A 23,896-nucleotide genomic window follows, 5' to 3' on the forward strand; every position below is an offset into this window, starting at 1 on the left:
GCCCTGGCCCTGGCCGGGCACGGCCGCCGGGGCGCCGGCCGCGCCGCCGCGGCCGGACCAGCCGACTCCCTCGCCGGCCGGCGCCGCGGCGGTCTGGTTCCTGCGCTCCGCGACCCGCATCCCGGGTCCTATCGGCGCGGAGCCGGCGAGCTGCACCGGGCCGCCGGGAGCCTCCACGGGGGCCCTGGGGGGCTGTACGGGGGCCGCGGGCGGCTTGGGCGGCATCGGGGGCACGGCGGGCGCGCCGAGGCCGCCAGGGCCGCCCGCCCGGCCGCCGCTGCGCCGTTCCTCTATGAGGCCCACCGCCGCGGGCGGCAGCCACGCGGAGGCCGTGCCGGTGTCGTCGCCCGCGGAGGAGAACAGGTGCGGCGCCAGCTGCGCCTGGAGGTCCGCCGGGCTGGGCCGGCGCTCGGCCTCCATCCGCATGCACGACTCGATCAGCGGCCGCAGGTCCGAGGGGAGCCCCGCCAGGTCCGGGCCCTCGCGCAGCAGCATGAAGACCGTCTCGACGGGGTTGGCGCCGTGGAAGGGCGCGTGCCCGGTGGCCGCGAAGACCAGTGTGGAGCCGAGCGAGAAGACGTCGCTCGAGCCGGTCACGCTGCGCGAGTCCTTCGCCTGCTCCGGCGACATGTACGCGGGCGTGCCCACGGCCACGTTCGTCATCGTCAGCCGTGTGTTGGACACCCCGCTGGCGATGCCGAAGTCGATCACGCGCGGGCCGTCCTCGACCACCAGGACGTTGGACGGCTTCATGTCGCGGTGGACCAGCCCCGCCCCGTGGATCGACTGCAGCGCCTCCGCGATACCGGCCGCCAGCCATCGCACGGCCTGGACGGGCAGCGGCCCGGCCTCGTTGACGATCTCCTCGAGGGAGGGCGCGGGTACGAACGCCGTCGCCAGCCAGGGCACCGCGGCCCTGGGGTCGGCGTCGACGACCGCGGCCGTGTAGAAACCGCTCACCGCCCGGGCGGCCTCGACCTCACGGGCGAAGCGCACGCGGAACAGCTGGTCCTCGGCAAGCTCGGCGCGTACGGTCTTGATCGCCACGCGCCGGCCGGACGCCGAGCGCGCGAGGTAGACCAGGCCCATGCCACCCGCGCCCAGCCGGCCCAGCACCTCGAAAGGGCCGATCCGTCTCGGATCGTGCTGCGTCAGCTGCTGCACCACTGCCCTGCCACCTCCCCGTGGGTTCCCCCCATCCCGGGGTCCGTCCCCTGATTGTTCCTGGGATGAGTATCAGTTGCGAACCCGGGGCGGTGTCGACACGCGATTACCTGAGATTCGCTTGCGGATCGGCCGTATGTCAGGACGGCTTTTCGCCGACCGTCGTGGTCGTGTCGATGAGCCCGAAATGGGCTCCCTGATCGTCGCTCACCAGCAGAAACCGGCCGAAGGGAGAGTCCACCGGGCCGCGCGTGATCCGGCCGCCGAGCCGAACGACGGTCTCCGCGGCCCGGTCGGCGTCCGCGACGGCGAAGTACACGAGGATGTGCGGGGGCATCTCCTCGGGGTACCGCCCGCTCATCCGGAAGCGGCCGAGCACGGCGTTGCCGACGGTGACCTCCTGGCCCGCGGGGACGAAGATCCGGAAGTCGGTGTCCGGAGTGTCCGGAGTGTTCGCGGCGTCCGCGTCGTCCGCGGCGTCCGGGACGGTGTCCCCGGTCTGCGGGGTCTCGGCGTCGGTGGCGGCCTCGGCGTCCGTGGCGTTCGCGGCGATCGCGGACTTCTCGAGGATCTCCTTGCCCCGGTAGCCGAAGACCCCCTCGTAGAAGGCGTCGGCCTTCGCCGGGTCGCGGGTGAAGATCTCGGCCCAGACGAAGGAGCCGGGTTGGCCGGTCGTCTCGAAGCCGGAGTGCGTGCCGGCCTGCCACACCCCGAAGACCGCCCCGGTCGGATCGGCCGCGGTCATCATGGAGCCGAAAGGCCCAACGGCCATCGGCTCCATGATGAGTTGGCCGCCCGCTTCGCGGGTCCCGCGTGCCGTGCCCTGGATGTCGGACGAGGCGAGGTAGAGGTTCCAGACCGTCGGCATGCGGCCGTCGGGCTTGGGCGCCAGCGCGGCGACGTTCTTCCCGCCAGGACCGTAGGCCTGTGTGTAGGAGGACCACTCCGGATCGGTCGCCCCGAAGGTCCAGCCGAGCAGCTCACCGTAGAAGCGTTTTCCCGCCTCCAGATCGTTGAGCATGGCGTCCGCCCAGCAGGGCACGCCGTCGGCGTATCCGGCCATCTGGTCCTCGATTCGTGTCGTGATTCGCGCGGTGATTCGCATGGATCGACGGAGTGTCTGACTTGACACGTTATCGGCCGATCCTTAACCGCGCCCGAGGAGAAATCGAACACACGGCCTTCCCCATTTGCAGGCACCGAATCGCGCGCTGATCACCAGCCCGTAAACTGACGGCATGACAGGACAAGTTCGCACCGTCGACGGCCGTGTGGCAGGACGTCGGGGCCAGGCGACGCGGCAGAAGCTGCTCGACTGCCTCAGCGAAATGCTCAGCACGTCGCCGTACCGGGACGTCAAGGTCATCGACGTCGCCCGGATGGCGGGTACCTCCCCCGCAACGTTCTACCAATACTTCCCCGACGTCGAGGGCGCCGTGCTCGAGCTTGCCGAGGAGATGGCCAAGGAGGGCGCCGCGCTGACGGACCTCGTCGCCGGCCGCTCCTGGGCCGGCAAGGCCGGTGCCACGGCGGCCGAGGAACTCGTCGAGGGCTTCCTCTCCTTCTGGCGCAAACACGACGCCATCCTGCGCGTCGTGGATCTGGGCGCGGCCGAAGGGGACAAGCGGTTCTACAAGATCCGCATGAAGATCCTCAACCCCCTCACCAACTCCCTTTCGGATTCGGTCAAAGAGCTCCAGAGCAAGGGCCGCGTCGACAAGGACATCACTCCGGCGGCCGTCGCCGGGTCCCTTGTGGCCATGCTCGCGGCGGTCGCCGCACACCAGAAGGGCTTCCAGAGCTGGGGCGTCAAACAGGCCGAGTTGAGGCCGAATCTGGCGCTGCTCGTACACCTGGGAGTGACGGGCAAGAAGCCGACGCGCTGATTCCCGCCGCTCGCGGCCTTTTATGTCCTTGCCGTCATAGTCCTGCCTGCAATGACGCGGGCGCCGACCGGTCCTCGGGGGAGGTTGCCGGAACGGCGCCCGCGTTTCATTTGTGGTCCCACACCGTGACCCTCCCGTCGTCCCGTCCTCCGCGCGGGCGCCTCAGGCCCCGGCGGCCGACTGGGGGTCCGTCGCGAGGCGGCTGTGCAGGTGGACGTCCCGGAGGCGGCCGGACATGTCGACCATCGCCCCGCGCAGGACTCCCTCCAAGGGGTAGCCGCAGCGTCCGGCGACGGCGCAGGAGGGCTCGTTGCCGACCGCGTGGCCGAGTTCCAGGCGGTGCAGGCCGAGGTCGCGGAAGGACCAGCGGGTGACGGCCTCCAGCGCCCGGGTGGCGACCCCGCGGCCGCGCGCCTCGGGGAGCAGCCAGTAACTCACGCGGGCGGTGCGCATCGGCCGGTCGATCATGCCGATGGCGGCCTGCCCGAGCACGGCGCCGTCCTCGGTCACCGCGAAGGAGGCGAGGTCGCCCGCGCCCCAGCCCTCGCGCCGGCGGCGCAGGAAGTCGCGCGCGCCGCTCTCGTCCGGCCGGGGTACGACCGCGGAGTTCCAGCGGCGGAAGTCCGGGTCGCTCAGCCCGCGCAAGGCCGCCGCGAAATCGCCCGGGGTGTCCTCCCAGGGCCGCAGCAGCAGGCCGGACGACTGCAACTCGACGGGCACGATCACGGGTTCATGCACGGCGTCATTCAACCAACCGCCGTGGAAGGCCGGACGCGGGGGCCCGTGCTCGTCGGGTGACCGGATGCGGACACACCTCCGCAAGGGGCCGGGGCCGAAGCGCGCTACCTTCCGGAGTGACCACGCCCTCAGCCAGCCACGGGAGTACGACATGACCGACACCACCGCCTCCGCCGCCGCCCCGATACCCGGCGCGGCGGCCCCGGACGCCATCGTCATCGGCGCGGGGCCCGGCGGGCTGGCCGTGGCGGCGTCACTGCGGTACCGCGGCGTGCGCACCCTGGTCGTCGAACGCTCCGGCGCCGTGGGCGCGTCCTGGCGCGGCCACTACGAACGGCTGCGGCTGCACACCACCAGACGCCTGTCCGCACTGCCGGGACTGGCCATCCCGAGGTCCTACGGCCGCTGGGTGGGCCGGGACGACCTGGTGCGCTACCTGGAGCAGTACACGCGGTTCCACGACCTCGACGTCGCCACCGGGATCGAGGTGTCCCGCATCGAGCGCGCGGAGGACCCCGCGGCCGGCTGGGCGCTCCCGGCCACCGGCGGCCGCATGCTGACGGCCCGCAGCATCGTCGTCGCCACCGGCTTCAACCACACCCCGTATGTGCCGGCCTGGCCCGGACGCGACACCTTCGACGGCGAGTTGCAGCACGCCGCCGGCTACCGCAACGGCAAGCCCTACGCGGGCCGGGACGTCCTCGTGGTCGGGGTCGGCAACACCGGCGCCGAGATCGCCGTCGACCTGGTCGAGGCCGGAGCGGCCCGGGTGCGCCTGGCGGTGCGCACCCCGCCGCACATCATGCGCCGCTCCACGGCCGGGTGGCCCGCGCAGCGCACCGGCATCATGGTCCGCCGTCTGCCGACGCGCCTGGTGGACAAGATCGCGCCATATGTGGAGCGGATGTCCGTGCCCGACCTGTCGGCCCACGGGATGCCGCGGCCGCGGACCGGCCTCTACTCCCGGGTGCGCGAGGGCGCCATCCCGGTCCAGGACGTCGGCCTCATCGCCGCCGTGCAGGCGGGCAAGGTCGAACCGGTGGCCGCCGTCGAGGGATTCGACGGCCGTGAGGTCCTGCTCGCCGACGGCACCCGGCTGACCCCGGACGCCGTCATCGCGGCGACCGGCTACCGGCGGGGCCTGGAACCGCTGGTCGGCCACCTCGGCGTGCTCGACGACCGCGGCCGGCCCTCGGTGCACGGCGGCCGCAGCCCCAAGAGCGCGCCCGGCCTGTACTTCACCGGCTTCACCAACCCGATCAGCGGCAACCTCCGCGAAATGGCCATCGACGCACGGCGGATCGCCAAATCCGTTGCCAGACGGTAGTCGGGCAGCCACGGTGGGTATCCAATGGGTGTGGCCGCCACGCCGCGGACTTGGCACCACCCCCCGTTCCGGCGGACCGGCCGGCCCTCTCCCCCTCAGCCGGCCGGCCCGCCTTCCATCGCGCCCGGACGCCTCAGGCCAGGAGGCCGCCCACGAGGATCACACCGAGGAGCGCGAGCCCGATCAGCGAGATCTGGCGGGCCACTTGCCGCTGCCGCGCCCAGCCCCGCTTCCCCGGCGGGTCGCGCCGTCCGGCGTAGAAGGAGGCGGCGAGCACCGGGGCCGCGCCGGCGGCAGCGAGCGGCAGCCATGCCCACAGGTACGCGAGTCCGATCGAGGGCCCCGCCGAGGCGTAGAGCGCGGCGAGCACCGCCTCCGCCACCAGGCAGCACGCGTACCGGGAAAGGCCGGTGCGCCGCGCCAGGGCGTGCCCCAGGACGGCGGCGGGCAGGGCGTGCAGCATGGAGGCGGCCACCGCGGCGGCCCAGAGGCCGACCATGTAGACCGGCAGGAAGAGGATCAGCAGGCCGCCGGCGTTGTCCTCCGACTGCGGGCCCGGGGGTGGTTCCAGCCATGACGCGAAGACCGCCGCAACGGTCCACGCGAGGACGGCGACCGCGCAGTACGCGGTGACGGCCGCCGCCCGGCGTCGTCCCACGGACTGCCCGGCACCTGCCTGCGCACGCTCCCCCACCCCATGCGCCCCACGCTACGCCGTGCCCGATCGGTCTCCTCCCCCGCCTCGTCTGACGCACCGTCAATGAGGCCCGGGGCAGCCTCAGGCCGCCGTGAGCGGGGCCATCAGGGGCGTTCCGTTGCCGCGGCGGATCACCAGCGCCATGAGCGCGGCGATCGCGCACAGCGCCCCGGAGGCGTACCAGACCAGGTCGTAGGAGCCGAAGGCGTCGCGTGCCGCGCCGCCGAGGAAGGCCACCAGAGCGGCGCCCAACTGGTGGGAGGCGAGGACCCAGCCGAACACGATGGCGCTGTCGGCGCCGTAGAACTCGCGGCACAGGGCGATGGTCGGCGGGACCGTGGCGACCCAGTCGAGGCCGTAGAAGACGATGAAGAGCACCATGGGCGGCTGCACGGAGCCGGCCATCAGCACCGGCAGGAACATCAGCGACAACCCGCGCAGCCCGTAGTAGGTGGCCAGCAGGCGCCGCGGGCTGAAGCGGTCGGTGAACCACCCGGAGGCGACCGTGCCGGCGATGTCGAAGACGCCGATCACGGCGAGCAGCGACGCGGCGGCGGTCACCGGCATGCCGTGGTCGTGGGCGGCGGGGACGAAGTGGGTCTTGACCAGTCCGTTCGTCGACGCGCCGCAGATCGCGAAGGTACCCGCGAGCAGCCAGAAGGGCCCGCCCTTGGCGGCGTCGGCCAGCGCCTTGAGCGCGCGCAGGGCCGCGCCGGTCACCGGGGGCGGCTTGGGCACGAACTGTGCGGCGCCGTAGGGGGCGAGCCCTACGTCGGCCGGATGGTCGCGCAGCAGCAGCCACACGAAGGGCGCCACGAGCAGCGCCGCACCGGCGACGGTGAGTGCGGCGCTGCGCCAGCCCGAATGCTCGACGATCACCGACAGCCCCGGCAGGAAGACCAGTTGGCCGGCCGCGCCCGCCGCCGTCAGGACGCCGGTGACCAGACCGCGTCGCTTGTCGAACCAGCGGTTGGTGAGGGTGGTGGCGAAGGCCAGCGCCATGGAGCCGCTGCCGAGCCCGACGAGCACGCCCCACAGCAGGACCAACTGCCAGCTCTGCCGCATGAAGACGGTCAGTCCGGCGCCCGTGGCGATCGTGAGGAGCGCGAGGACGACCACCTTGCGCATGCCGAACCGGTCCATCAGCGCGGCGGCGAAAGGCGCGGTGAGCCCGTACAGCGCCAGGTTCACCGACACCGCGAAGCCGATCATGCCGCGCGACCAGCCGAACTCGCTGTGCAGCGGCTCGATCAGCAGACCGGGCAGGGAGGCGAAGCCCGCCGCGCCGACCAGCGTGACGAAGCCGGCGACGGCGACGTACCAGGCGCGGTGCACACGCGGCCCGAGCGGCGGGCGGGGAGCGGGGAGGGCGGTGTCCCTCAGGGGCTGGGCGGGAAGCTCCGGAGTCTGCGTCACCTGATTTCTCCCAGGATGCCCGGGCCTTCAGGCCGGGGAGGAATGGGTCCTTGGGCCGGAGCCGCGAAGCGGCGGAATTCTCTGCGCATCTGTTCTGACCTGCACTCTCATCCGTTGTCAGTGGGGGCTGTTAGCTTCCGGGGCATGACGACGACAGTGACGGCCGAGGAGGGGTCCGGGCATGCCCGGTACACCTTCCGGCTGCGTGTGTCGTCCACGGCGCGTGCCGGTCTGGAGGCGGAGTGGGCGCGGTGCCGGTGGGTGTGGAACGAGTGCGTGGCCGTGTCCCGCAAGGTCCACGCCCTGAACAAGACCGCCGAGCAGAGGATCACGTGCGGCCCGGCGCAGCTCGACAGGATGCTGACCGAGGCGAGGCGGTCGATGGCGTGGCTGCGGGAAGGCAGCTCGGTGCCGCAGCAGCAGACCGTCCGGGACTTCGCGAAGGCCCGCGCCAAGGCCCTGAAGGACATCACGGCCCGGCTGCCGATGCGGCAGCGGGCAGGAATGCCCCGCATCAAGCGCAAACGCGAAGCCGCCCCGTCGCTGAACTACACCCGGCGCGGCTTCCGGCTTAAGGACGGACGCCTGCACCTGGCCGGCGGCATCGTGCTGACGGTGGTGTGGTCCCGCGACCTGCCCGCCGCTCCCACGTCGGTACGCGTCTACCGCGACAGCTGCGGCCACTGGTACGCCTCCTTCGTCGTCGCCGTCCAGGTGCAGCCGCTGCCCGCCACCGGAGCGGTGATCGGTATCGACTGGGGCGTTGCTGAGACCGCGACCACGACCAGCGACCTCCACGACCTGCCCCACGCCCAGCACGGCAGGACCGCCGCGGCGAGACTGGCCCGCTACCAGAAGATGATGGCGCGGCGCCGCACCCCGAGGAACAAGCCCGACACCGGCGGCTACCGCAAGGCCCGCAAGGCCGCCGCGAAGGTGTCCAGGAAGATCGCCCGGCAACGCCAGGACACCGCCCGCAAGTGGGCCAAGCGCGTCGTCACCGACCACGATGCGATTGCGGTCGAGGACTTCCGGCCCAAATTCCTGGCGAAGTCCACGATGGCCCGCAAGGCGGCGGACGCGGCGATCGGCGCGACGAAGGCGGCCCTGATCGAGATGGGCCGCAAGCACGGGCGGGACGTCCGCCTGGTGCATCCCGCGCACACCACCATGGACTGCGCGGCGTGCGGAGCGAGAACCAAGCACGCACTTCCTCTTTCGGAACGTACCTACACCTGCACCGCGTGCGGAGCCGTGTCCCCCAGGGACAAGAACTCCGCCCGCGTGATGCTGGTCCGGGCTGGTCTCAACCCGGCTGGTGCCGATCGTGTAAGAGCTGGCGGACCGCTGGTCCCCAGCCAACGTGAGCCAGGAATCCCCGTCCCTTAGGACGGGGAGGATGTCAAAGCAAGAGCATCCGGCACCGATTCGCCCGCAACGAGTGGCCGGATGGCCATGATGTGCAAGGATCGGGCCATGGCCGCGCCCATGGAGATCGGTAAGGAACCCGCCCAGGAACCCGCCCGGGAATCCACCACCCTTGTGAGGCCGCACCGTGTCGCCGTACTGGTGCAGCACGGGGTGATCCCGTTCGAACTCGGCATCCCCCACCGCATCTTCGGCGGCGCACGGACCCCCGATGGCACGGACCTGTACGAGGTGCGCACCTGCACCCCGGGCGGTCCCGGCCTCGTGCGCGCCGACGCCGACTTCGAGATCGCCGTCGCCCACGGCCCCGAGATCCTGGAGGACGCCGACACCGTCATCGTCCCCGCGGCTCACGAACGCGACAGCGCGCACTCCGACGGCCGGCTCTCCCCCGGCCTCGCGGCGGCCTTCGCCCGCATCCGGCCGGGCGCCCGGCTGGTCTCCATCTGCACCGGCTCGTACTTCCTCGCCGCGGCCGGCTATCTCGACGGGCTGCGCGCCACGACGCACTGGTCGAGCACCGAGCACTTCCAGCGCCTCTACCCCCGGGTACGGGTGGAGCCGGACGTCCTCTACGTCGACAACGGCCACATCCTGACGTCGGCGGGCGTCGCCTCCGGCATCGACCTGTGCCTGTACCTCCTGCGCCGGGACCACGGCTCCGCCGTCGCCAACGCCAGCGCCCGGCGCACCGTCGTGCCGCCGCACCGCGAGGGCGGCCAGGCCCAGTACGTCCAGCGGCCCGTTCCGGAACCTCAGCTGGCCACGACGGCGACCGCGCGGGCCTGGGCGCTGAGGCGTCTGGACCGCCCGCTGACGCTGCGGGAGCTGGCCGGGAAGGAGTCGATGAGCGTGCGGACCTTCACCCGCCGGTTCCGCGAGGAGGTCGGCATCAGCCCGGGCCAGTGGCTGGTGCAGCAGCGCGTGGAGCGGGCCCGTCACCTGCTGGAGTCCAGCGATCTGTCGGTCGACCAGGTAGCCCGCGACGCCGGGTTCGGCACCGCGGCCTCGATGCGGCAGCATCTGCAGGCGGCGCTCGGCGTCTCGCCCACCGCTTACCGGCGCACCTTCCGGGACACGGCGGCCGGCTGACGCCCCGCGCGTCCGGAGGACGGGGGCGCCCGTGGGGCTGCCCGTGGGGCTACCGGTGGGCCCTCAGAACGCCGGGCGGCCGATCAGCCCGCCGGTGGCCTGCGCCGGAACGATCGCCTGGCCCCTCTCGCAGCGGTCGATCTCGCACCAGATCTGCTTGCCCGTGCCCTCGCGCTGCCAGCCCCAGCGGTCCGCCAGGCCGTCCACGAGCTCCAGGCCGCGCCCGCCCGTCTCGTCCTTGTCCGCGTGCCGCGGTCGCGGCGGGGCGTCGCTGGCGTCGGCCACCTCGACCCGCACGGTGTCGCGCTGCTGGCCCTGCGAGGCCCCGGAGGACCGGAAGAGCATCCGCAGCACCGCGGGGCAGCCCGTGTGGACGACCGCGTTGGTGACCAGTTCCGAGATCAGCAGGATCAACGTCTCGGCGACGGGCTCATCGGCTCCTATGCCGGAACCGACCAGACGCGAACGCGCCCAGCTGCGGGCCCGGCCCACCTCGGCCGGGTCTGGACCTACCTCTAGCTGAACCTGGAGCATCTGCACTGCTCACACCATCCGAACCGGCGGACACATCGCCTCGCGCCTCGGCGAGGTCACCAAGCGTGACCCCTTCGCAACACAGCATGATTGACCGACAGTCACCCCAACAAGCGCTTCGGGCATATTCCAGCGCGAAGGGGGAGGGGTGCTGCATACTGTGCGGGGCTCATTACAGGGCGAATACGCACAGCCCGACGTCGGCCGCTTGCCCGGCCCTTGGGCCGTGCTCCGGCTGTTCACGTCGCGCTTCTGCACCACACGCACCCGACGGAGCGTACCCGAGGCGACCCCCGACTCCATGGCGTGACGAGTCACACCTCGGACACAACCCGATATCGACACCGCTCACCACTCATTCCCGGCAAATCCCGCATACCTCACCAATTACGACAAAGTGCGTCATGGACCGGACGCTCCGCGAGCGCCGCCTCACCGTCCGCGGCGGACTGCTCCTTGCCCATGACCCCTGCCCGTTTCCCGTGCGGATGCACCTGTCGTTCGCCCCCGGGAACCGCCCGGACGACAGGAAGACGTCAAGAAGCGGTCGACGCGCCGCCGCGCGGCGGAACGCGCGGGGCGGGACGCCGCGGGGACTTCGGCCACTGACCGCGGTAGCGCTTTACGGAACCGTGAGGCATGGCCGGTGCAAAGCCGCGTACCCTCCTCCGCAGGAGATCCGCAAGGAATGGGGCACGGTGGGCGCACAGGACGACCGGGACCGAACGCAGGACGTCCTGGACGAGGACCTGGACGATCCTCAGGTACGGCTGCGCCTCGGCGAGGCCGCACTCGACGCGGGCGAACTCATGGAGGCCCGGGCCCACTTCGAGAACGCCGAGCGACTGCTCTGCGCGGACCCCGAGGCGGTCCCGGCGCGCCGGGCCGCCGCACTGCGCGGCCGGGCGGTCTCGCACCTGCTGGCCGGAGAGGTGCGGTACGCCTCCCACCTGCTGGAGGAGGGCATCGCGCGGCTCCACGCCGAGGCGGCCCCGGGCGGTCAACCCGACCCCGACGCCCTGTTGATGCTGCACGTCGCGGCCATAGGCCCCTTCACCGACCTGGGCGCCTACGCGCGCGCCGCCCACGCCGCGGAGCAGGCCCTCAATCTCGCGCCCGACGCGGGTGACCCGGCTCTCGTCGCCCTGATGCACCGCAGCATCGCCCGCACCCTGATCGTCGCGGGACGCACCGGCGAGGCCGAGGCCTCGCTCGCCAAGGCGCAGGAGATCTTCCAACGCCTCGAACTGCACACGGATCTGGCGCACTGCCACTGGATGCGCGGCTACGTCCACTCCCAGGACGGCGATCTGGAGCCGGCCGAGCGCGAACTGCGCACCGCCCGCGACATGCTGGCGGCCGGGCGCTCGGTGCTGTTCACCGTGCAGGTCGAGGTCGAGCTCGCCGACGTGCTGCGCCGGCGCGGCAAGCCCACCGAGGCGGAGGAGTTGCTGACCCGGCTGCTGGACCAGCTCGGCCCGTGGCGCGGCGCCGTCCACGCGGGCGGTGCGCACCGGCTGCTGGGGCTGCTGGCGGAGGAGCGCGGCGACCCGGAGGCCGCGGAGGAGCACTACGTCTCCGCCCTGGCCCTGCTGGAACGCGCGGGCGCGGCCGGGGACCTGGCGGACATCTGCCGCCTGCTCGGCGACCTGCTGCGGCGGGCGGGGCGGGTCGAGGCCGCGCTGGACGCCTACCGCACGGGGCTCGGCCACCGCGCGGCGATCGGCACCACGACGCTGGGCCCGGCGCCGGCCGACTCGTAGGACCTCCCGCGGGAGACCGGGGCAGGCCCGCGCGCGGCTCGCGGCGCCTCAGGCCGAGATCGGCCCCGCCTCGCCGTCGGTCGCCGCGGCGATGTCGGGGAACACCTCGAAGAGCCGGCGTACTCCCAGCGCGGCGAGCACCTTGTTGACGTGCGCGGCGCCGTCCCCCCGTACGTCGGAGGGGAGGATCAGCCGCAACTGCCCCGCGCAGGAGCGCAGCAGGCGCCGGGCGGCTATGAGCACGCCGACCCCGCTGGAGTCGCAGAAGTGCACGCCGGCCAGGTCCAGTACCAGGCTGTGCCGTCCGTCGGCGACGGCGTCGTGCACGTGCTCCCGTACGACGGGGGCGGTCACGAGGTCCAATTCGCCGGAAACGGTCAGGATCGTCCAGCCGTCCCGCTCGTCGTGCGTCACCGTCAACGCCACTGTCCGACCTTTCTCCTGGCAAATCCTGTTGACCCTATGCCCTGCCCGCGCCGCTTCCTCGCAATCTTTCGGTCACACACGGATAACGCATTACCAGAAATGATCAGTTTCGGTGGAAGCTTGCCGCAAGGCGGCGTACACGACAGCACCGGGCGGATACATTCGATGCGAGGCAGGACGACCGGAGTCGGGCGACCGCGACAAAGGCGAAGAGGGGGGACGACGCATGGCGGCATCCGCACCACCCCGCTGGGACCGCAAGATGCAGCAACGGCTCGCCCGCGGCGAGGAAGCCGCCCTCGGGGAGCTGTACGACCGCTTCGCCTCCCTCGTGCACAGCCTCGCCCACCGCGTCATGGACGACGAGGAGGCCGCCGCGCAGATCACCCGTGAGGTCTTCGGCTACATCTGGGAGAACCCGGACGCCTACGACCCCAAGCAGGGCTCGCTGCGCTCCTGGATCGCCGGGCTCACGCAGAAGCAGGCCGTCCACCGCCTGCGGCTGTCCGAGAACCACCGCGAGGGCACCCCCGAGGAGGCCGAGACCCGGCTCCGCGAGGCGAACACCGCGGCCCGCGCCGACTACATCGTGACCTCCATGCCCGAGCCCCTGCGCCAGGCGCTCGACCTCGCCTACCGCCGCCGTATGGACTACCGCGAGGCCGCCGCCGATCTCGGTGTCACCGACGACGAGGCCCGGCGCCGGCTGCGGCTCGGGCTGCAACTGCTCTCCACCGCCCTGCAGGACCCCGCTCCCGGGGAGCGTGCCCTGTGACCGGACCCGCCGGAGACGGCGACAGCTCCCCGCACGGGACCACCCCGCCCCGTGTGCCGACGCCCCGCGGTGCCGCCGAGGACGGCCCGCTCCCGGAAAGCGTGACCATGCAGCCCGAACAGCCCCGGTACGACCACCGCGTGCTCCGCTCCCTCCTGGGTGCCTGGGCGCTGTCCGCCTGTTCGCGGGACGAGTCGCTCGCCGTGGAGGAGCACCTCACCTCCTGCGCGCCGTGTGCGGACGAGGCGCTGCGCCTGCGCCGGGCCGTCGAACTCCTTCATCAGGAGGAGTCCCTCGACCTCGACCCGCTGCTGCGCGCCCGCGTCCTGGAGGGCTGCCTCGGGCGCCGCCCCGCCCGTATCCCCGTCCCCCTGTGGGCCGCGCCCTACGACGCGGAGACCGCCCGGCTCGACGCGCTCCTGTCCGACCTCGGCGAGCACGAGTGGGACCTGCCGGTCCAACTCGTCTGGGCCGGTGGCGAGCGCGAACTGACGCTCTGCGGGGTGCTGGCCCACCTCGGCTCGGTGGACGGCGTCGTCGCCACCGCGCTCGGCCTCGACGACCCGCTCGGCCCCGGGGCGCCCCGCACCCGCCTGGAGCGCACCGAACTGGCGGGAGAGCGCTGCCGGCACCACACCCGCTCCTTCGTGCGCAACAAGTGGCGCACCCAGACCCGGGACATCGTGCGCACGCTGTCCTTCGCGGGCACCGGCACCGGCGGCCTGCCCGTCGACTTCGCCGACATCGTGGTGCCCATGCGGGACGCCCTCATCGACCGGGCCTTCGAGTGCTGGATCCACGCGGAGGACATCGCCCAGGCGCTGGACTACCCCGAGTACGGGCCGCCCGCGCCGGCGCACCTCAACAGCATGATCGACCTCGCCGCGCGCATGCTCCCGCTGGCGCTCGCCGGCCTGCGTCAGGCCGGGCTCGCGGACTCCTCGGCGCGCCTGGTGCGCGCGGGCGCCCCCGGCCGAACCCTGGACCTGCACGTCGAGGGCGCGGGCGGCGGGCACTGGTACATCTGCCTCGACTCGCCGGGGGCCGTCGGTACCCGTGACAACGTCGTCGCGGAACTGGCGGTCGACCAGATCGACTTCTGCCAGCTCGCCGCCGGCCATCTGCAGCCCACCCGCATCGCCGCGGGCCGCGGCGGCGACCCGGCCGCCATCCGCGACGTCCTGTTCGCCACCGCCTCCCTGTCCCGCCTCTGACGCCCGCGCCCCCAAAGGGGCGCGGAGAACCGCGCGACCACCCACCGGTCCCGCACCGGCCGCCGCCAATCCGACGCGCCCCCAAAGGGGCGCGGGGAACTGCGCGATCAGCCACCCCCGACCCGCACCGAACGACGCGACCCAGCCACCCCCAGGGGCGCGGGGAACTGCGCGACCAGCCACAACCGGACCCGCACCGAACAAACCGGCGCACCCAGCGGAGCGTTACTTACTGACCGCCGACAGGATCTCCGGGAGCCGGCCCTGCATGCGCGGCGCAGCCGACCGCACGCCCGCCGCCGCGAGCAGCGCGCCGTAGACGCAGCCCAGGGGCAGGACGAGCCACAACGCGCCGTGGTGGTCCGCGACGTGCAGCCAGATCAGCAGGGCGAGCACCGGAAGGGTCAGCACGGTCCCCGTGCCCGCGCCGCCGACGAGGCTGAGCCAGACCAGGCTGCCCTGGCCCGGGGCGGCGGAGCTGCCGAAGCGGTTCTCCCGGGGCATGGAGTACGGGAAGCGGACGCTCGCCCAGGCGCCCGTGGCGATCAGCGCGCCGAGCAGGGCGAAGGAGAGCCCCAGCGTCTCCGGCGCCGCGTCGAGGCGGTGCAGGAGCAGCGCCGCCCCGACCGTGACCACGGCGACGTACGGGACGGCCACGACCGCGATCGCCAGCGCACGGGCCCGCAGTTCGGCGTACGCGTCCGCACGGGAGGAGATCGTCGCCGCGACGGTCCAGAAGGCGGAGCCGTCCATGCCGAACTGGTTGTACATCTGGAGGCCGAGCAGGCCGGCGGCCCAGCACGCGGAGTACACGCTGCCGTGCTGCACGGCGGAGACCACGGGCAGCAGCAGTCCCACGGCGAGCGCGGTGGCCCATGCGGCCTTGGTCCGCGGGTCGCGCCAGGCGTAGCGGAACTGGCGCTCCATGACGGTGCCGACGCGGCCCTCGGGGAACAGGCTGCGGGTGCGGGTGCGGACCCGCGCGGGACCCGACGCCTGGAGCGTGGAGGAGTCGGGACGGGTCATCAGCCGGTCCAGGCTGCGGTGCCACCAGACCAGGACGGCGGCCAGCACCACGGCGGTCCACAGGAGTTGGACGACGGCGAGCCCGTACGCCCCCGTACCGGCCGCGCGCACCGCGTCCAGCGCGGCGGCCGGCGGCAGCCAGCGCAGCACGGAGGTGACGCCCTCCAGCCGCTCCAGCCCCTTGCCGGAGGCGAGGGCGTTGGCGCCCAGGTTGACCAACTGGGCGCCGACGGCGACGAGCACACCGCTCAGCAGCGCCAGGTCGCGCCCTCTGCGGCTGGTGAGCAGCCGGGTGTTGGCGGCCGCGACCGCCCGCGACAGGGCCACGCACAGCACCACCACGAGGGGTACCGCGACGACCGCGACCGCCACCGACCCCGCCCCGTGGGCCACGGCCACCGCCGCCCCGGTCGCCACCAGCACCGTCAGCAGCGGGCCGACCCCCACCAGGGAGGAGACCAGCAGCGCGCGGATCAGCGGGCGCGGGCGCAGCGGCAGCATCGCCAGCCGGGTGGGGTCGAGGGTGTCGTCGCCGCCGAAGACGAACAGCGGCATCGCCGCCCAGGCGACGGCGAGCAGGGTCCCGGCACCGATGGCCGCCACCGGCGCGTAGTCGTTGCCGTGCAGCACGACCAGACCCGCGCCGACGCCGAGCGCGTACAGCAGGGCGACGAGCGTGCCGGCGATCCAGCCCACCGTGCGGCCGGTCGACTGCCGCAGTCCGTTGCGGATGACGGACAGCTTGAGCCGTACGAAGGTCCCGGTCACGGCCGTCCCGCTCCCCGGCCGCCGGGACCGCCGTTCTTGCCGGCCTCACCCGCCCCGCCGGCCCGGTCCCCGCCGAGCCAGTCCAGCTCGCGGCCCTCCGCCCGGTCGTGCGCCCCGACGAGGGTGAGGAAGGCGTCCTGCAGTGTCGCCGCCTGCCCGCGGACCTCCGCGAGCCGCCCCTGTGCGACGATCCGGCCGGCCGCCATCACGGCGACCCAGTCGCACAGGCTCTCCACCAGTTCCATGACGTGGGAGGAGAAGACGACCGTCGCGCCCGAGGCGGTGTAGCGCTCCAGGACGCCCCGGATCACCTGGGCGGACACCGGGTCGACGCCCTCGAACGGCTCGTCCAGGAAGAGCACTTCGGGGTTGTGCAGCAGCGCCGCGGCGAGCCCGATCTTCTTGCGCATGCCGGTCGAGTAGTCGACGACCAGTTTGTTCGCGGAGCCGGCCAGGTCCAGGACGTCCAGCAACTGGGCCGCCCTGCGGTCGGTCTCGGCGCCCGGGATGCCGCGCAGCCGCCCGGTGTACGCGAGCAGCTCGCGCCCGGTGAGGCGTTCGAAGAGCCGCAGCCCCTCGGGCAGGACACCGATGCGGGACTTCACGGCGACCGGATCGCGCCACACGTCGGCTCCGGCGACCTCGACCGTGCCGTGGTCCGGCCGCAGCAGCCCGGTGACCATGGACAGCGTCGTGGTCTTGCCCGCGCCGTTGGGGCCGACGAGCCCGACGAAGTGCCCGGCGGGCAGCGTCAGGTCGATCCCGGCGACAGCGGTCTGCTGCCCGAAGCGCTTCCAGAGTCCCTGGACGCGCACTGCGGGCGGCGTGGCGGGTGCGTTCGGCATCCGCCCAGCCTATGCCGCCCCGCCGACAGCCCGGCGGCTACCTGGTCCGCCCGCACGCGTAGGCGAGGGGGCTGAGCAGTTCCTCGGTGTCGGGCAGCCAGCGGTTGACGGCGGTGGGCTTGCGGGCCCACTGGACGGTCTGGCCACCCGCCATCCGGGTGGGCGGGGCCGGGATCCAGTCGCCCTCGCCGCGTACCACCAGATCCAGCGAGGAGGGAGACCAGCCGAGCCGCCGCAGCAGTTCGGGCACCTTCGCCCCGGCCCCGGGGAGCACGAAGAAGATCAGCCGCCGGTCCGGGGTGCCGATCACCGGGCCGAGCGGCAGTTCCATCCGCTCCATCCGGGCGAGCGCGAGGCAGCCGGCGACCTCGGGCACGTCGATGGCGTCGAAGCTGCGCCCGGTCGGCAGCAGGACGGAGGCCTCCGGCTGTGCCAGCCACATCCGGCGCACGGCGGCGGCGCTGCCGCTCGCCTCCCCGATCCAGTCGGCCGTGAGGGGGTGCGCGCCGGGCGCCGGGCAGCGGGGCACGCCGCACGAGCAGTACGGCGCGCGCCGGCCGCCGGGGCCCCCCAGCGGCCCGGTCCCGTCGGTGATCCAGGTACCGGGGAGCACATCCCAGTGCCGCTCCTCCGCGTAACGGACCGCGGCGTCGAGGAGTTGGCCGGCGGTCTGCCGGGGGGCTGTGAGGGTGTCGTCCACGGTGTTTTCCACGACCATCACAACTGCCGCGTTGAGCACGGGTTACGGGCGGTGACGAGTCCACCTCGCGGGTCATGGCGGGCGCACGGGAGCACACGCGGGGGCGCGCGGTGGAGGTCGTACATGATCCGGGTAATCACTCTTGGGTGTGTAGGCATGCATCCCGCCGCAAATTATGGCGTTTGCGGCGAATCCGAGAGGCGCGAACCGGGAAGGGATCTTCAAGCAAGGGATCTTGAGGTCCCGCACAAGCGGCAGCTATGAGGGGGAGCCCATGGCCGCACGACCGCTCGTCGCACGTCAGCCGAACGAGAGGCTGCAGGCACTGATCCAGGAAGCAGGCTGCTCCAACGCCGGATTGGCCCGCCGGGTCAACATGTGCGGGGCGGAGCACGGCCTCGACCTGCGCTACGACAAGACCTCGGTCGCCCGCTGGCTACGCGGCCAGCAGCCCAGGGGCCGGGCCCCGGCGATCATCGCCGAGGCGATCGGCCGCAAGCTGGGCCGCACCGTGACGATCGACGAGATCGGCATGGCCAACGGCAAGAACCTCGCGACCGGTGTCGGCCTGCACTTCTCACCCACCGTGCTGGGCGCGATCGAGCAGGTCTGCGAGCTGTGGCGCAGCGACGTCGGCCGCCGCGACTTCCTGACCGGCTCGTCCGTGGCCGCCTCCGCGCTGGTCGAGCCGAGCCGCGACTGGCTGATCACCCGCGCCGACACACAGGTCGCACGCTCCGGCGGGCCGCGGGTCGGCATGTCCGACGTGGAGGCCGTGCGGGCCACGACCCGGGCGCTGAACGAACTCGACCACCGGTTCGGCAGCGGGCACGTGCGCCCGGTGGTGGTGCACTACCTCAACAGCGTGGTCTCCGGACTCCTCGCGGGCTCCTACCGCGAGGCGACGGGCCGTCAGCTCTTCTCCGCCGTGGCGCGGCTGACCGAACTCGCCGGCTACATGGCCGTCGACACCGGGCAGCCCGGACTGGCCCAGCGCTATTACATCCAGGCGCTGCGGCTGGCCCAGGCGGCAGGCGACCGCGCGTACGGGGGCTACGTCCTGGCGGCCGGGATGAGCCACCTCGCCGCGCAGCTCGGCAACCCGCGCGAGATCGCCCAACTCGCGCGCGCCGCACAGGAAGGCGCCCGCGGCCAGGTCACCGCGACCGCGCAGGCCATGTTCTACGCCGCCGAGGCACGCGGCCACGCGCTGATGGGCGACGTGCGGGCCTGCGGCGCGGTGGCCGGGCAGGCCGTGGAGGCCCTGGAGCACTCGGCCCCGGAGGACGACCCGGACTGGATCGCCCACTTCAACCAGGCCTACCTCGCCGACGAACTGGCGCACTGCCACCGCGACCTCAACCAGGCGCCGCAGGCCGCGCGCCGCGCCGAGGAGGCCCTGTCGGCCCTGGGCCCGGAGAAGGCGCGCAGGCGTGCGATCGGGCTCCTGGTGCTCGCCCAGGCACAGGTGCAGCAGCGCGAGGTCGAGCAGGCCTGCCACACCGGGGCGCAGGCCGTGGAGCTGCTGTCCACACTGCGCTCCAACCGCGGGGCGGAGTATCTGGAGGACCTGCGGACCCGCCTCCAGCCCTACGCGGCGGAGTCGGCGGTCCGGGAGTTCGACGCCCGTCTGGAGGAGCAGGAGGCGGCGGCGTAAAGGGCGTTCGCCCCCCGGCCCGCCGGGGGGCGCACCCGAATCGTTATGCGAACGACATCAACCCACCGCCGAGGGCACCTTGTTCTGCACCGGGGCACCCGCCGGCGTCCTCCCGGACCCCCCGCGGCGTGGTGCCTTGCGAAGCCGACCGGGTAGCGTGAGCCGACGATTCCGTGTCGACGGTGAAGGCAGAGGTAGCGGTGATGCACGGCGGACGCGGTGACGAGGCGTATCCGGAGGTGCACGAAGGCGTGGTGCTGCCCGCACAGGGGCGCGCACCTGAGCCGGAGCTGCCCCCGGCGTGGGGCGGCGGGCCGGCCGGCGGGCAGCCCTGGGGCCAGCCGGCGCAGCAGGACCCCTACTACGCGCACCAGGCGCCCATGCCGGACAGCGACGCGACGCAGCTCTTCCCGCCGTACCCGCAGGCGCAGCCCCCGGTCTCCCAGGACGCGGGCGGGCCCCTGCCGCAGTTCCAGGGCCAGGCCGACGCCACCCAGCTGCTGCCGCCGTTCCCGGCGGCGCCCCAGTCCGCGTCCTTCGACGTCCGGCCCGGCGCCCCGAGCGCCGCGGACGCGACCCAGCACCTGCCGCGCTACGAGGACCTCTCCCCGCAGCAGGCGCAGCACCTGCCGCAGACGCATTCCCCGGCGGCCCCGGCGTACGGCTATCCGCAGCAGCAGCCCCAGCAGGAGCCGCAGGACGACTTCGGCCACCTGTACCGCCAGGACGGCCCGCCGCAGCCGCAGAACCTGCCGCAGCAGCAGCCCGCGTACCAGCCGCCGGTCTACCAGCAGCAGCCCCAGGCCCCCTCGTACGACACGTACGACCGCTACGAGGAGCCCCCGCGCCGCCGCAAGCTCTCCCCGGTCGCGCTCATAGGCATCGTCGTCGGCGGCTGCGCGATAGCCGGCCTCGTCGCCGGCGCCCTCATGAGCGGCGGGGACGACGACAACACGGCGCCGACCGGGGCCCAGTCCCCCGCCGCGTCCGCGAGCTCCGCGGCCCCGGACGGCTCCGGGGGCGGCGCGAGCGCGGCGGAGAACCAGGCCAAACAGCTGGACCAGCTGCTGAAGCAGAGCGGCGGCAGCCGCACCGCCGTCATCAACGCGGTGGCGAACATCAACAGCTGCAACGACCTCGACCACGCGGCCGCCGACCTTCGGGCGGCGGCCAAGCAGCGCGGTGAGCTCATGACGCGGCTGAAGACCCTCCCGGTCGACCAACTGCCCGACCACCAGCAGCTGGTGGACGCCCTCAACAAGGCGTGGACGGCCTCGGCCGCCGCCGACAACCACTACGCGGCCTGGGCCGACCAGGTGCACCAGGGCAAGCGGATGTGCAAGCACGGCAAGGCCCGCGCCACCGGCCAGACCGCCGCGGGCAACAACGAGAGCGGCAACGCCACGCAGGCCAAGAAGACGGCCGTCGGCCTGTGGAACGCCATCGCGAAGAAGTACAACCTCACGCAGCACCAGTACACCCAGATCTGATCGGCCCCCGAAGGCCGCCGGCCGGACCACGCGAAAGCCCCGGAGCACACGGCTCCGGGGCTTCTCCTTCGCGGTACCGGCCGTGGGCCGGGCCGGGTTCCCGGCTCAGCTGTTCGGGGCGCTCTCCAGTGTCTTCCTCATGCTGACGAAGCCCTTGCGCACGGCGACCAGCTTGCCCTTCTCGACCTTCTGGTAGGTCACGCTGCTGTTGACCATGCGCGGCTGGTTGATGATCGAGAGGGCGTCCTCCTCACGCCATCCCAGCGCCGGGGTGAGCCCGCCGGTGGAGATCGCGTGCGCCTTGTCGAGGGCCTGCTTCACCGTGGTGGCGGTGATCGGCGCGTCCTTGCCCATCTCGTCGACGACCTCGGCGAAGGCCGTGTAGGCGATCCACGTCGTCTGCACGCCCGGGTCGTCCACGTCGATGTCGTTGTTGCCGAACGCGTACTTGGTGATGGCCTGGCGCATCGTGGCCCAGGCCGGGTCGGAGGCCGGGGGGTACCAGCCGGTGACGTACGCGCCCTCCAGCGGGCTGTTCGCGCCGCCGGTGCTGTCGAGCGTCGACTGCTGCACACTGCCGAGCACGGAGGCGATCAGGGGCTTCGGCCCTTCGTCCTTGCCGGTCAGCGGGTCGTAGGTGGTGGTGCGCCGGAAGGCGTCGAAGAAGGTGGCCGTCTTGTCGCCGAGAGCCGCGCTGACGCAGTCGTCGGCCTTGTTGGCACCGATCGCCTGCTTGGCGATCTGGTTGTAGTCGGTGGAGTCCTCCTTGGCGCGCAGGTCCACCGCGTCCGTGCGCCCGGCGCCCTGCAGACCCGTATCGAGGAAACGGGCGAACAGATCGCCGGCCGCGGTGTCGGGACGGACGAGGCTCACCTTGGCGCACTTGCCGGCCAGCTGCTGGCCGTTGCCCGCCATCAGCGTGGTCAGGCCGCCGTTGACCGGGTAGGACAGCGGGCTCTCGAACTCGTCCTGCGTGATGCCGTAGCCGCCCAGGTAGGGGATGCTCTCCGACTCCAGGGTGGGGGTGAACGCCGTGCCGTACTGGCTGTACGAGCCGATGACGGCGACGACGCCCTCGTCGACGGCACGCTGCGCGCAACTCGTCGCGCCCGTGGAGGTGTTGTGCTCGTTGCAGGTGATGACCTTCAACTGACGCCCGCCGATGCCGCCCTTGGCGTTGACGTACTTGGCGAAAGCCTTCGCCATGGCCGGCATTCCCGGCATGTTGGTCGCACTGGTTCCTTCTGGAGCCCATGTCATCACTACAACAGGTCCGGTCGAACCCCCAGTCCCCCCCGGGAGCACGCCGCAGCCGGCCAGCAGAGCGACGCCGAGCGTCGCGCTGACAAGGGGAACGGCTGTTCGCGAACGCCAATCACTCATGGAACGGGACGATTCCGGTCCTTCCACAACTCCAGGGTGAACGCAAGGGAACGCAGAGCCACGGGAAGGTGAAAATAATGTGCTCCTATCTGGAGCACGTACGATCGTGCACTGTGCAGAGTGCCGAGAAGTCTTCCCGCCGGCGTGTCCGCTCCTCCACGATGGGAGACATGCCGCTCAATGACATGCCGTGGTGGCGCTGGCGCGCCAATGTGCGCTCCGCGCTGCACATGATCAGCGACCCGGTCTTCCATCAGGAGGCCTGGCTGGCCGGCCGGCCCGGCTACGGGGACGTGACGGACGCCGTCTACCGCCTGGTCGAGGACACCTGGCTCGACAACTGGTCCGCAGAGAAGTACGTAGGGACGGTCTTCCGCGACTCACAGGAGGCCGCGCTCGTCGACGTCGCCGTCCTGCGGGTCCTGAAGATCCTGCACCAGGTGGGCGCCGACGCCCCGATCTCGGCCTATCTGGAGCACCACGCCTGGCCCGAGGCGGTCCGCGCGGCACGCGAGGCGCACGTCCGCCTGGCGACCGCGGACGGCGAGGACCCGGACACGCCGCCGCGTTCACTGGACGTCCTCAAGATCTACATGCGGACCGCCTGACGAGACCGGCCGGGGGACCGGCCGGTGGACGTCTTGGATCAGCCGGCGGCCTGTGTGCGAGGCTGGCCCCGTGAACGCCGTCGACGAGTCGCAGCAGCCGTCCGAGCAGTACATCCTCACGCTGTCCTGCCCCGACAAACCGGGCATCGTGCACGCCGTGTCGAGCTACCTCTTCATGACCGGGTGCAACATCGAGGACAGCCAGCAGTTCGGTGACCGGGACACGGGACTGTTCTTCATGCGCGTGCACTTCACGTCCGACCACCCGGTCGGCGCGGAGAAGCTGCGGGCCAGCTTCGCCGCCGTCGCGGACGCCTACGGCATGGACTGGCAGATCACGCCGTCCGGCGAGCGCATGCGGATCGTGCTGCTGGTCAGCAAGTACGGGCACTGCCTCAACGACCTGCTCTTCCGCACCAGCATCGGCGCGCTGCCGGTGGAGATCGCCGCCGTCGTGTCCAACCACACCGACTTCGCGGAGCTGGTCGGCTCCTACGGCATCCCCTTCCACCACATCCCGGTGACGAAGGAGACCAAGGCCGAGGCCGAGGCCCAGTTGCTGGCGCTGGTGGAGAAGGAAGGCGTGGAACTGGTCGTCCTCGCCCGCTACATGCAGGTCCTCTCGGACCACCTGTGCAAGGAGCTGTCCGGGCGGATCATCAACATCCACCACTCCTTCCTGCCGAGCTTCAAGGGCGCCCGGCCCTACCACCAGGCCCATGCCCGCGGCGTGAAGCTCATCGGCGCCACGGCGCACTACGTGACCGCGGACCTCGACGAGGGGCCGATCATCGAGCAGGAGGTCGAGCGGGTCGGCCACGACCTGACCCCCGACCAATTGGTCGCCGTCGGCCGCGACGTGGAGTGCCAGGCGCTGGCGCGGGCGGTGAAGTGGCACAGCGAGCACCGCGTGCTGCTCAACGGCCACCGCACGGTCGTCTTCGCCTGACCCCTGCCGC

The 23,896-nt window shown here is 72.5% G+C and carries 22 protein-coding genes; 11 read left to right on the top strand and 11 right to left on the bottom strand.

What is annotated here, in order from left to right:
- Together ACFWVC_RS09415 and ACFWVC_RS09420 are read right to left on the bottom strand one after the other, a co-directional pair.
- A partial coding sequence (locus ACFWVC_RS09415; RefSeq protein ID WP_384280899.1) for a serine/threonine-protein kinase occupies positions 1–1,167 on the bottom strand: 1,167 nt, incomplete at its 3' end.
- A 136-nt stretch (positions 1,168–1,303) separates the two neighbouring features.
- The gene (locus ACFWVC_RS09420; RefSeq protein WP_384280900.1) at positions 1,304–2,227 is read right to left on the bottom strand and encodes a VOC family protein; all 924 of its coding nucleotides are present in this window, start codon (positions 2,225–2,227) and stop codon (positions 1,304–1,306) included.
- Positions 2,228–2,402: 175 nt separating this feature from the next.
- Here ACFWVC_RS09420 and ACFWVC_RS09425 point away from each other — a divergent pair, with 175 nt between their 5' ends.
- Positions 2,403–3,050: a TetR/AcrR family transcriptional regulator gene (locus ACFWVC_RS09425; RefSeq protein ID WP_384280902.1), complete on the top strand. Its 648-nt coding sequence runs from the start codon at positions 2,403–2,405 to the stop codon at positions 3,048–3,050.
- 162 nt (positions 3,051–3,212) lie between these two features.
- On the opposite strand, the gene ACFWVC_RS09430 is transcribed toward ACFWVC_RS09425, so the two are convergent.
- Positions 3,213–3,788 (bottom strand): GNAT family N-acetyltransferase, encoded by a 576-nt coding sequence (locus ACFWVC_RS09430; protein WP_384280903.1) that lies wholly within the window; start codon positions 3,786–3,788, stop codon positions 3,213–3,215.
- 151 nt (positions 3,789–3,939) lie between these two features.
- Between ACFWVC_RS09430 and ACFWVC_RS09435 the strand changes: the two genes are divergently transcribed.
- Complete coding sequence (locus tag ACFWVC_RS09435) at positions 3,940–5,115, top strand: flavin-containing monooxygenase (protein ID WP_384280905.1); 1,176 nt, start codon at positions 3,940–3,942, stop codon at positions 5,113–5,115.
- Positions 5,116–5,248: 133 nt separating this feature from the next.
- On the opposite strand, the gene ACFWVC_RS09440 is transcribed toward ACFWVC_RS09435, so the two are convergent.
- A complete protein-coding gene (locus ACFWVC_RS09440; RefSeq protein WP_384280906.1) occupies positions 5,249–5,773 on the bottom strand; it encodes a hypothetical protein in 525 nt (174 codons plus the stop codon).
- 120 nt (positions 5,774–5,893) lie between these two features.
- Positions 5,894–7,228: an MFS transporter gene (locus tag ACFWVC_RS09445; protein WP_384280907.1), complete on the bottom strand. Its 1,335-nt coding sequence runs from the start codon at positions 7,226–7,228 to the stop codon at positions 5,894–5,896.
- Between the two features lie 144 nt (positions 7,229–7,372).
- Here ACFWVC_RS09445 and ACFWVC_RS09450 point away from each other — a divergent pair, with 144 nt between their 5' ends.
- The gene (locus ACFWVC_RS09450; RefSeq protein WP_384280909.1) at positions 7,373–8,617 is read left to right on the top strand and encodes an RNA-guided endonuclease InsQ/TnpB family protein; all 1,245 of its coding nucleotides are present in this window, start codon (positions 7,373–7,375) and stop codon (positions 8,615–8,617) included.
- 99 nt (positions 8,618–8,716) lie between these two features.
- Complete coding sequence (locus ACFWVC_RS09455; protein WP_384281349.1) at positions 8,717–9,748, top strand: GlxA family transcriptional regulator; 1,032 nt, start codon at positions 8,717–8,719, stop codon at positions 9,746–9,748.
- Between the two features lie 63 nt (positions 9,749–9,811).
- Here the strand turns inward: ACFWVC_RS09455 and ACFWVC_RS09460 are convergent, their stop codons facing one another.
- Complete coding sequence (locus ACFWVC_RS09460; protein WP_384280910.1) at positions 9,812–10,288, bottom strand: ATP-binding protein; 477 nt, start codon at positions 10,286–10,288, stop codon at positions 9,812–9,814.
- Positions 10,289–10,770: 482 nt separating this feature from the next.
- Here ACFWVC_RS09460 and ACFWVC_RS09465 point away from each other — a divergent pair, with 482 nt between their 5' ends.
- Complete coding sequence (locus tag ACFWVC_RS09465; RefSeq protein WP_384281352.1) at positions 10,771–12,045, top strand: tetratricopeptide repeat protein; 1,275 nt, start codon at positions 10,771–10,773, stop codon at positions 12,043–12,045.
- A gap of 48 nt (positions 12,046–12,093) precedes the next feature.
- Here ACFWVC_RS09465 and ACFWVC_RS09470 read toward each other — a convergent pair whose 3' ends face one another.
- The gene (locus tag ACFWVC_RS09470) at positions 12,094–12,471 is read right to left on the bottom strand and encodes an STAS domain-containing protein (protein WP_384280912.1); all 378 of its coding nucleotides are present in this window, start codon (positions 12,469–12,471) and stop codon (positions 12,094–12,096) included.
- A 226-nt stretch (positions 12,472–12,697) separates the two neighbouring features.
- On the opposite strand from ACFWVC_RS09470, the gene ACFWVC_RS09475 reads away from it, so the two are divergent.
- Together ACFWVC_RS09475 and ACFWVC_RS09480 are read left to right on the top strand one after the other, a co-directional pair.
- Positions 12,698–13,246, top strand: a complete 549-nt coding sequence (locus ACFWVC_RS09475; RefSeq protein WP_384280914.1) for a sigma-70 family RNA polymerase sigma factor — start codon at positions 12,698–12,700, stop codon at positions 13,244–13,246.
- Positions 13,243–14,460, top strand: coding sequence for a maleylpyruvate isomerase N-terminal domain-containing protein (locus ACFWVC_RS09480; protein WP_384280915.1), 1,218 nt, complete (start codon positions 13,243–13,245; stop codon positions 14,458–14,460). Before ACFWVC_RS09475 ends, ACFWVC_RS09480 begins: the two co-directional genes overlap by 4 nt.
- 225 nt (positions 14,461–14,685) lie before the next feature.
- On the opposite strand, the gene ACFWVC_RS09485 is transcribed toward ACFWVC_RS09480, so the two are convergent.
- Genes ACFWVC_RS09485 through ACFWVC_RS09495 form a run of 3 tightly spaced genes read right to left on the bottom strand, consistent with a single transcriptional unit; the run spans position 14,686 to position 17,817 of the window.
- Entirely contained in the window at positions 14,686–16,254 is a 1,569-nt protein-coding gene (locus ACFWVC_RS09485) for a transporter (protein ID WP_384280916.1), read from the bottom strand.
- Positions 16,251–17,099 (bottom strand): ABC transporter ATP-binding protein, encoded by an 849-nt coding sequence (locus tag ACFWVC_RS09490; RefSeq protein ID WP_384280918.1) that lies wholly within the window; start codon positions 17,097–17,099, stop codon positions 16,251–16,253. Before ACFWVC_RS09490 ends, ACFWVC_RS09485 begins: the two co-directional genes overlap by 4 nt.
- Positions 17,100–17,136: 37 nt before the next feature.
- A complete protein-coding gene (locus tag ACFWVC_RS09495) occupies positions 17,137–17,817 on the bottom strand; it encodes a bifunctional DNA primase/polymerase (RefSeq protein WP_384281355.1) in 681 nt (226 codons plus the stop codon).
- A 256-nt stretch (positions 17,818–18,073) separates the two neighbouring features.
- Between ACFWVC_RS09495 and ACFWVC_RS09500 the strand changes: the two genes are divergently transcribed.
- The gene (locus ACFWVC_RS09500) at positions 18,074–19,456 is read left to right on the top strand and encodes a transcriptional regulator (RefSeq protein ID WP_384280919.1); all 1,383 of its coding nucleotides are present in this window, start codon (positions 18,074–18,076) and stop codon (positions 19,454–19,456) included.
- Between the two features lie 182 nt (positions 19,457–19,638).
- Positions 19,639–20,946 carry a hypothetical protein gene (locus tag ACFWVC_RS09505; RefSeq protein ID WP_384280921.1) on the top strand — a complete coding sequence of 436 codons (1,308 nt, stop codon included), beginning with the start codon at positions 19,639–19,641 and terminating at the stop codon, positions 20,944–20,946.
- Between the two features lie 105 nt (positions 20,947–21,051).
- Here the strand turns inward: ACFWVC_RS09505 and ACFWVC_RS09510 are convergent, their stop codons facing one another.
- Positions 21,052–22,329, bottom strand: a complete 1,278-nt coding sequence (locus tag ACFWVC_RS09510; protein ID WP_384280925.1) for an ABC transporter substrate-binding protein — start codon at positions 22,327–22,329, stop codon at positions 21,052–21,054.
- 161 nt (positions 22,330–22,490) lie between these two features.
- Here ACFWVC_RS09510 and ACFWVC_RS09515 point away from each other — a divergent pair, with 161 nt between their 5' ends.
- The gene (locus ACFWVC_RS09515; RefSeq protein ID WP_384280928.1) at positions 22,491–22,937 is read left to right on the top strand and encodes a hypothetical protein; all 447 of its coding nucleotides are present in this window, start codon (positions 22,491–22,493) and stop codon (positions 22,935–22,937) included.
- 70 nt (positions 22,938–23,007) lie between these two features.
- Positions 23,008–23,886, top strand: a complete 879-nt coding sequence (gene purU / locus ACFWVC_RS09520) for a formyltetrahydrofolate deformylase (protein WP_384280932.1) — start codon at positions 23,008–23,010, stop codon at positions 23,884–23,886.
- Positions 23,887–23,896 lie beyond the last annotated feature (10 nt).

The organism is Streptomyces sp. NPDC058691 (assembly GCF_042714775.1).
GTDB lineage: Bacteria > Actinomycetota > Actinomycetes > Streptomycetales > Streptomycetaceae > Actinacidiphila.

What these genes read in the sequence shown, in the direction of transcription:
- ACFWVC_RS09450 (WP_384280909.1), top strand. Translation starts at nt 7,373, where the DNA reads ATGACGACGACAGTGACGGCCGAGGAGGGGTCCGGGCATGCCCGGTAC.
- ACFWVC_RS09435 (WP_384280905.1), top strand. Translation starts at nt 3,940, where the DNA reads ATGACCGACACCACCGCCTCCGCCGCCGCCCCGATACCCGGCGCGGCG.
- ACFWVC_RS09425 (WP_384280902.1), top strand. Translation starts at nt 2,403, where the DNA reads ATGACAGGACAAGTTCGCACCGTCGACGGCCGTGTGGCAGGACGTCGG.
- ACFWVC_RS09465 (WP_384281352.1), top strand. Translation starts at nt 10,771, where the DNA reads ATGCACCTGTCGTTCGCCCCCGGGAACCGCCCGGACGACAGGAAGACG.
- ACFWVC_RS09475 (WP_384280914.1), top strand. Translation starts at nt 12,698, where the DNA reads ATGGCGGCATCCGCACCACCCCGCTGGGACCGCAAGATGCAGCAACGG.
- ACFWVC_RS09500 (WP_384280919.1), top strand. Translation starts at nt 18,074, where the DNA reads ATGGCCGCACGACCGCTCGTCGCACGTCAGCCGAACGAGAGGCTGCAG.
- ACFWVC_RS09510 (WP_384280925.1), bottom strand. Translation starts at nt 22,329, where the DNA reads ATGAGTGATTGGCGTTCGCGAACAGCCGTTCCCCTTGTCAGCGCGACG.
- ACFWVC_RS09495 (WP_384281355.1), bottom strand. Translation starts at nt 17,817, where the DNA reads ATGGTCGTGGAAAACACCGTGGACGACACCCTCACAGCCCCCCGGCAG.
- ACFWVC_RS09455 (WP_384281349.1), top strand. Translation starts at nt 8,717, where the DNA reads ATGGAGATCGGTAAGGAACCCGCCCAGGAACCCGCCCGGGAATCCACC.
- ACFWVC_RS09515 (WP_384280928.1), top strand. Translation starts at nt 22,491, where the DNA reads ATGGGAGACATGCCGCTCAATGACATGCCGTGGTGGCGCTGGCGCGCC.
- ACFWVC_RS09490 (WP_384280918.1), bottom strand. Translation starts at nt 17,099, where the DNA reads ATGCCGAACGCACCCGCCACGCCGCCCGCAGTGCGCGTCCAGGGACTC.
- ACFWVC_RS09420 (WP_384280900.1), bottom strand. Translation starts at nt 2,227, where the DNA reads ATGGCCGGATACGCCGACGGCGTGCCCTGCTGGGCGGACGCCATGCTC.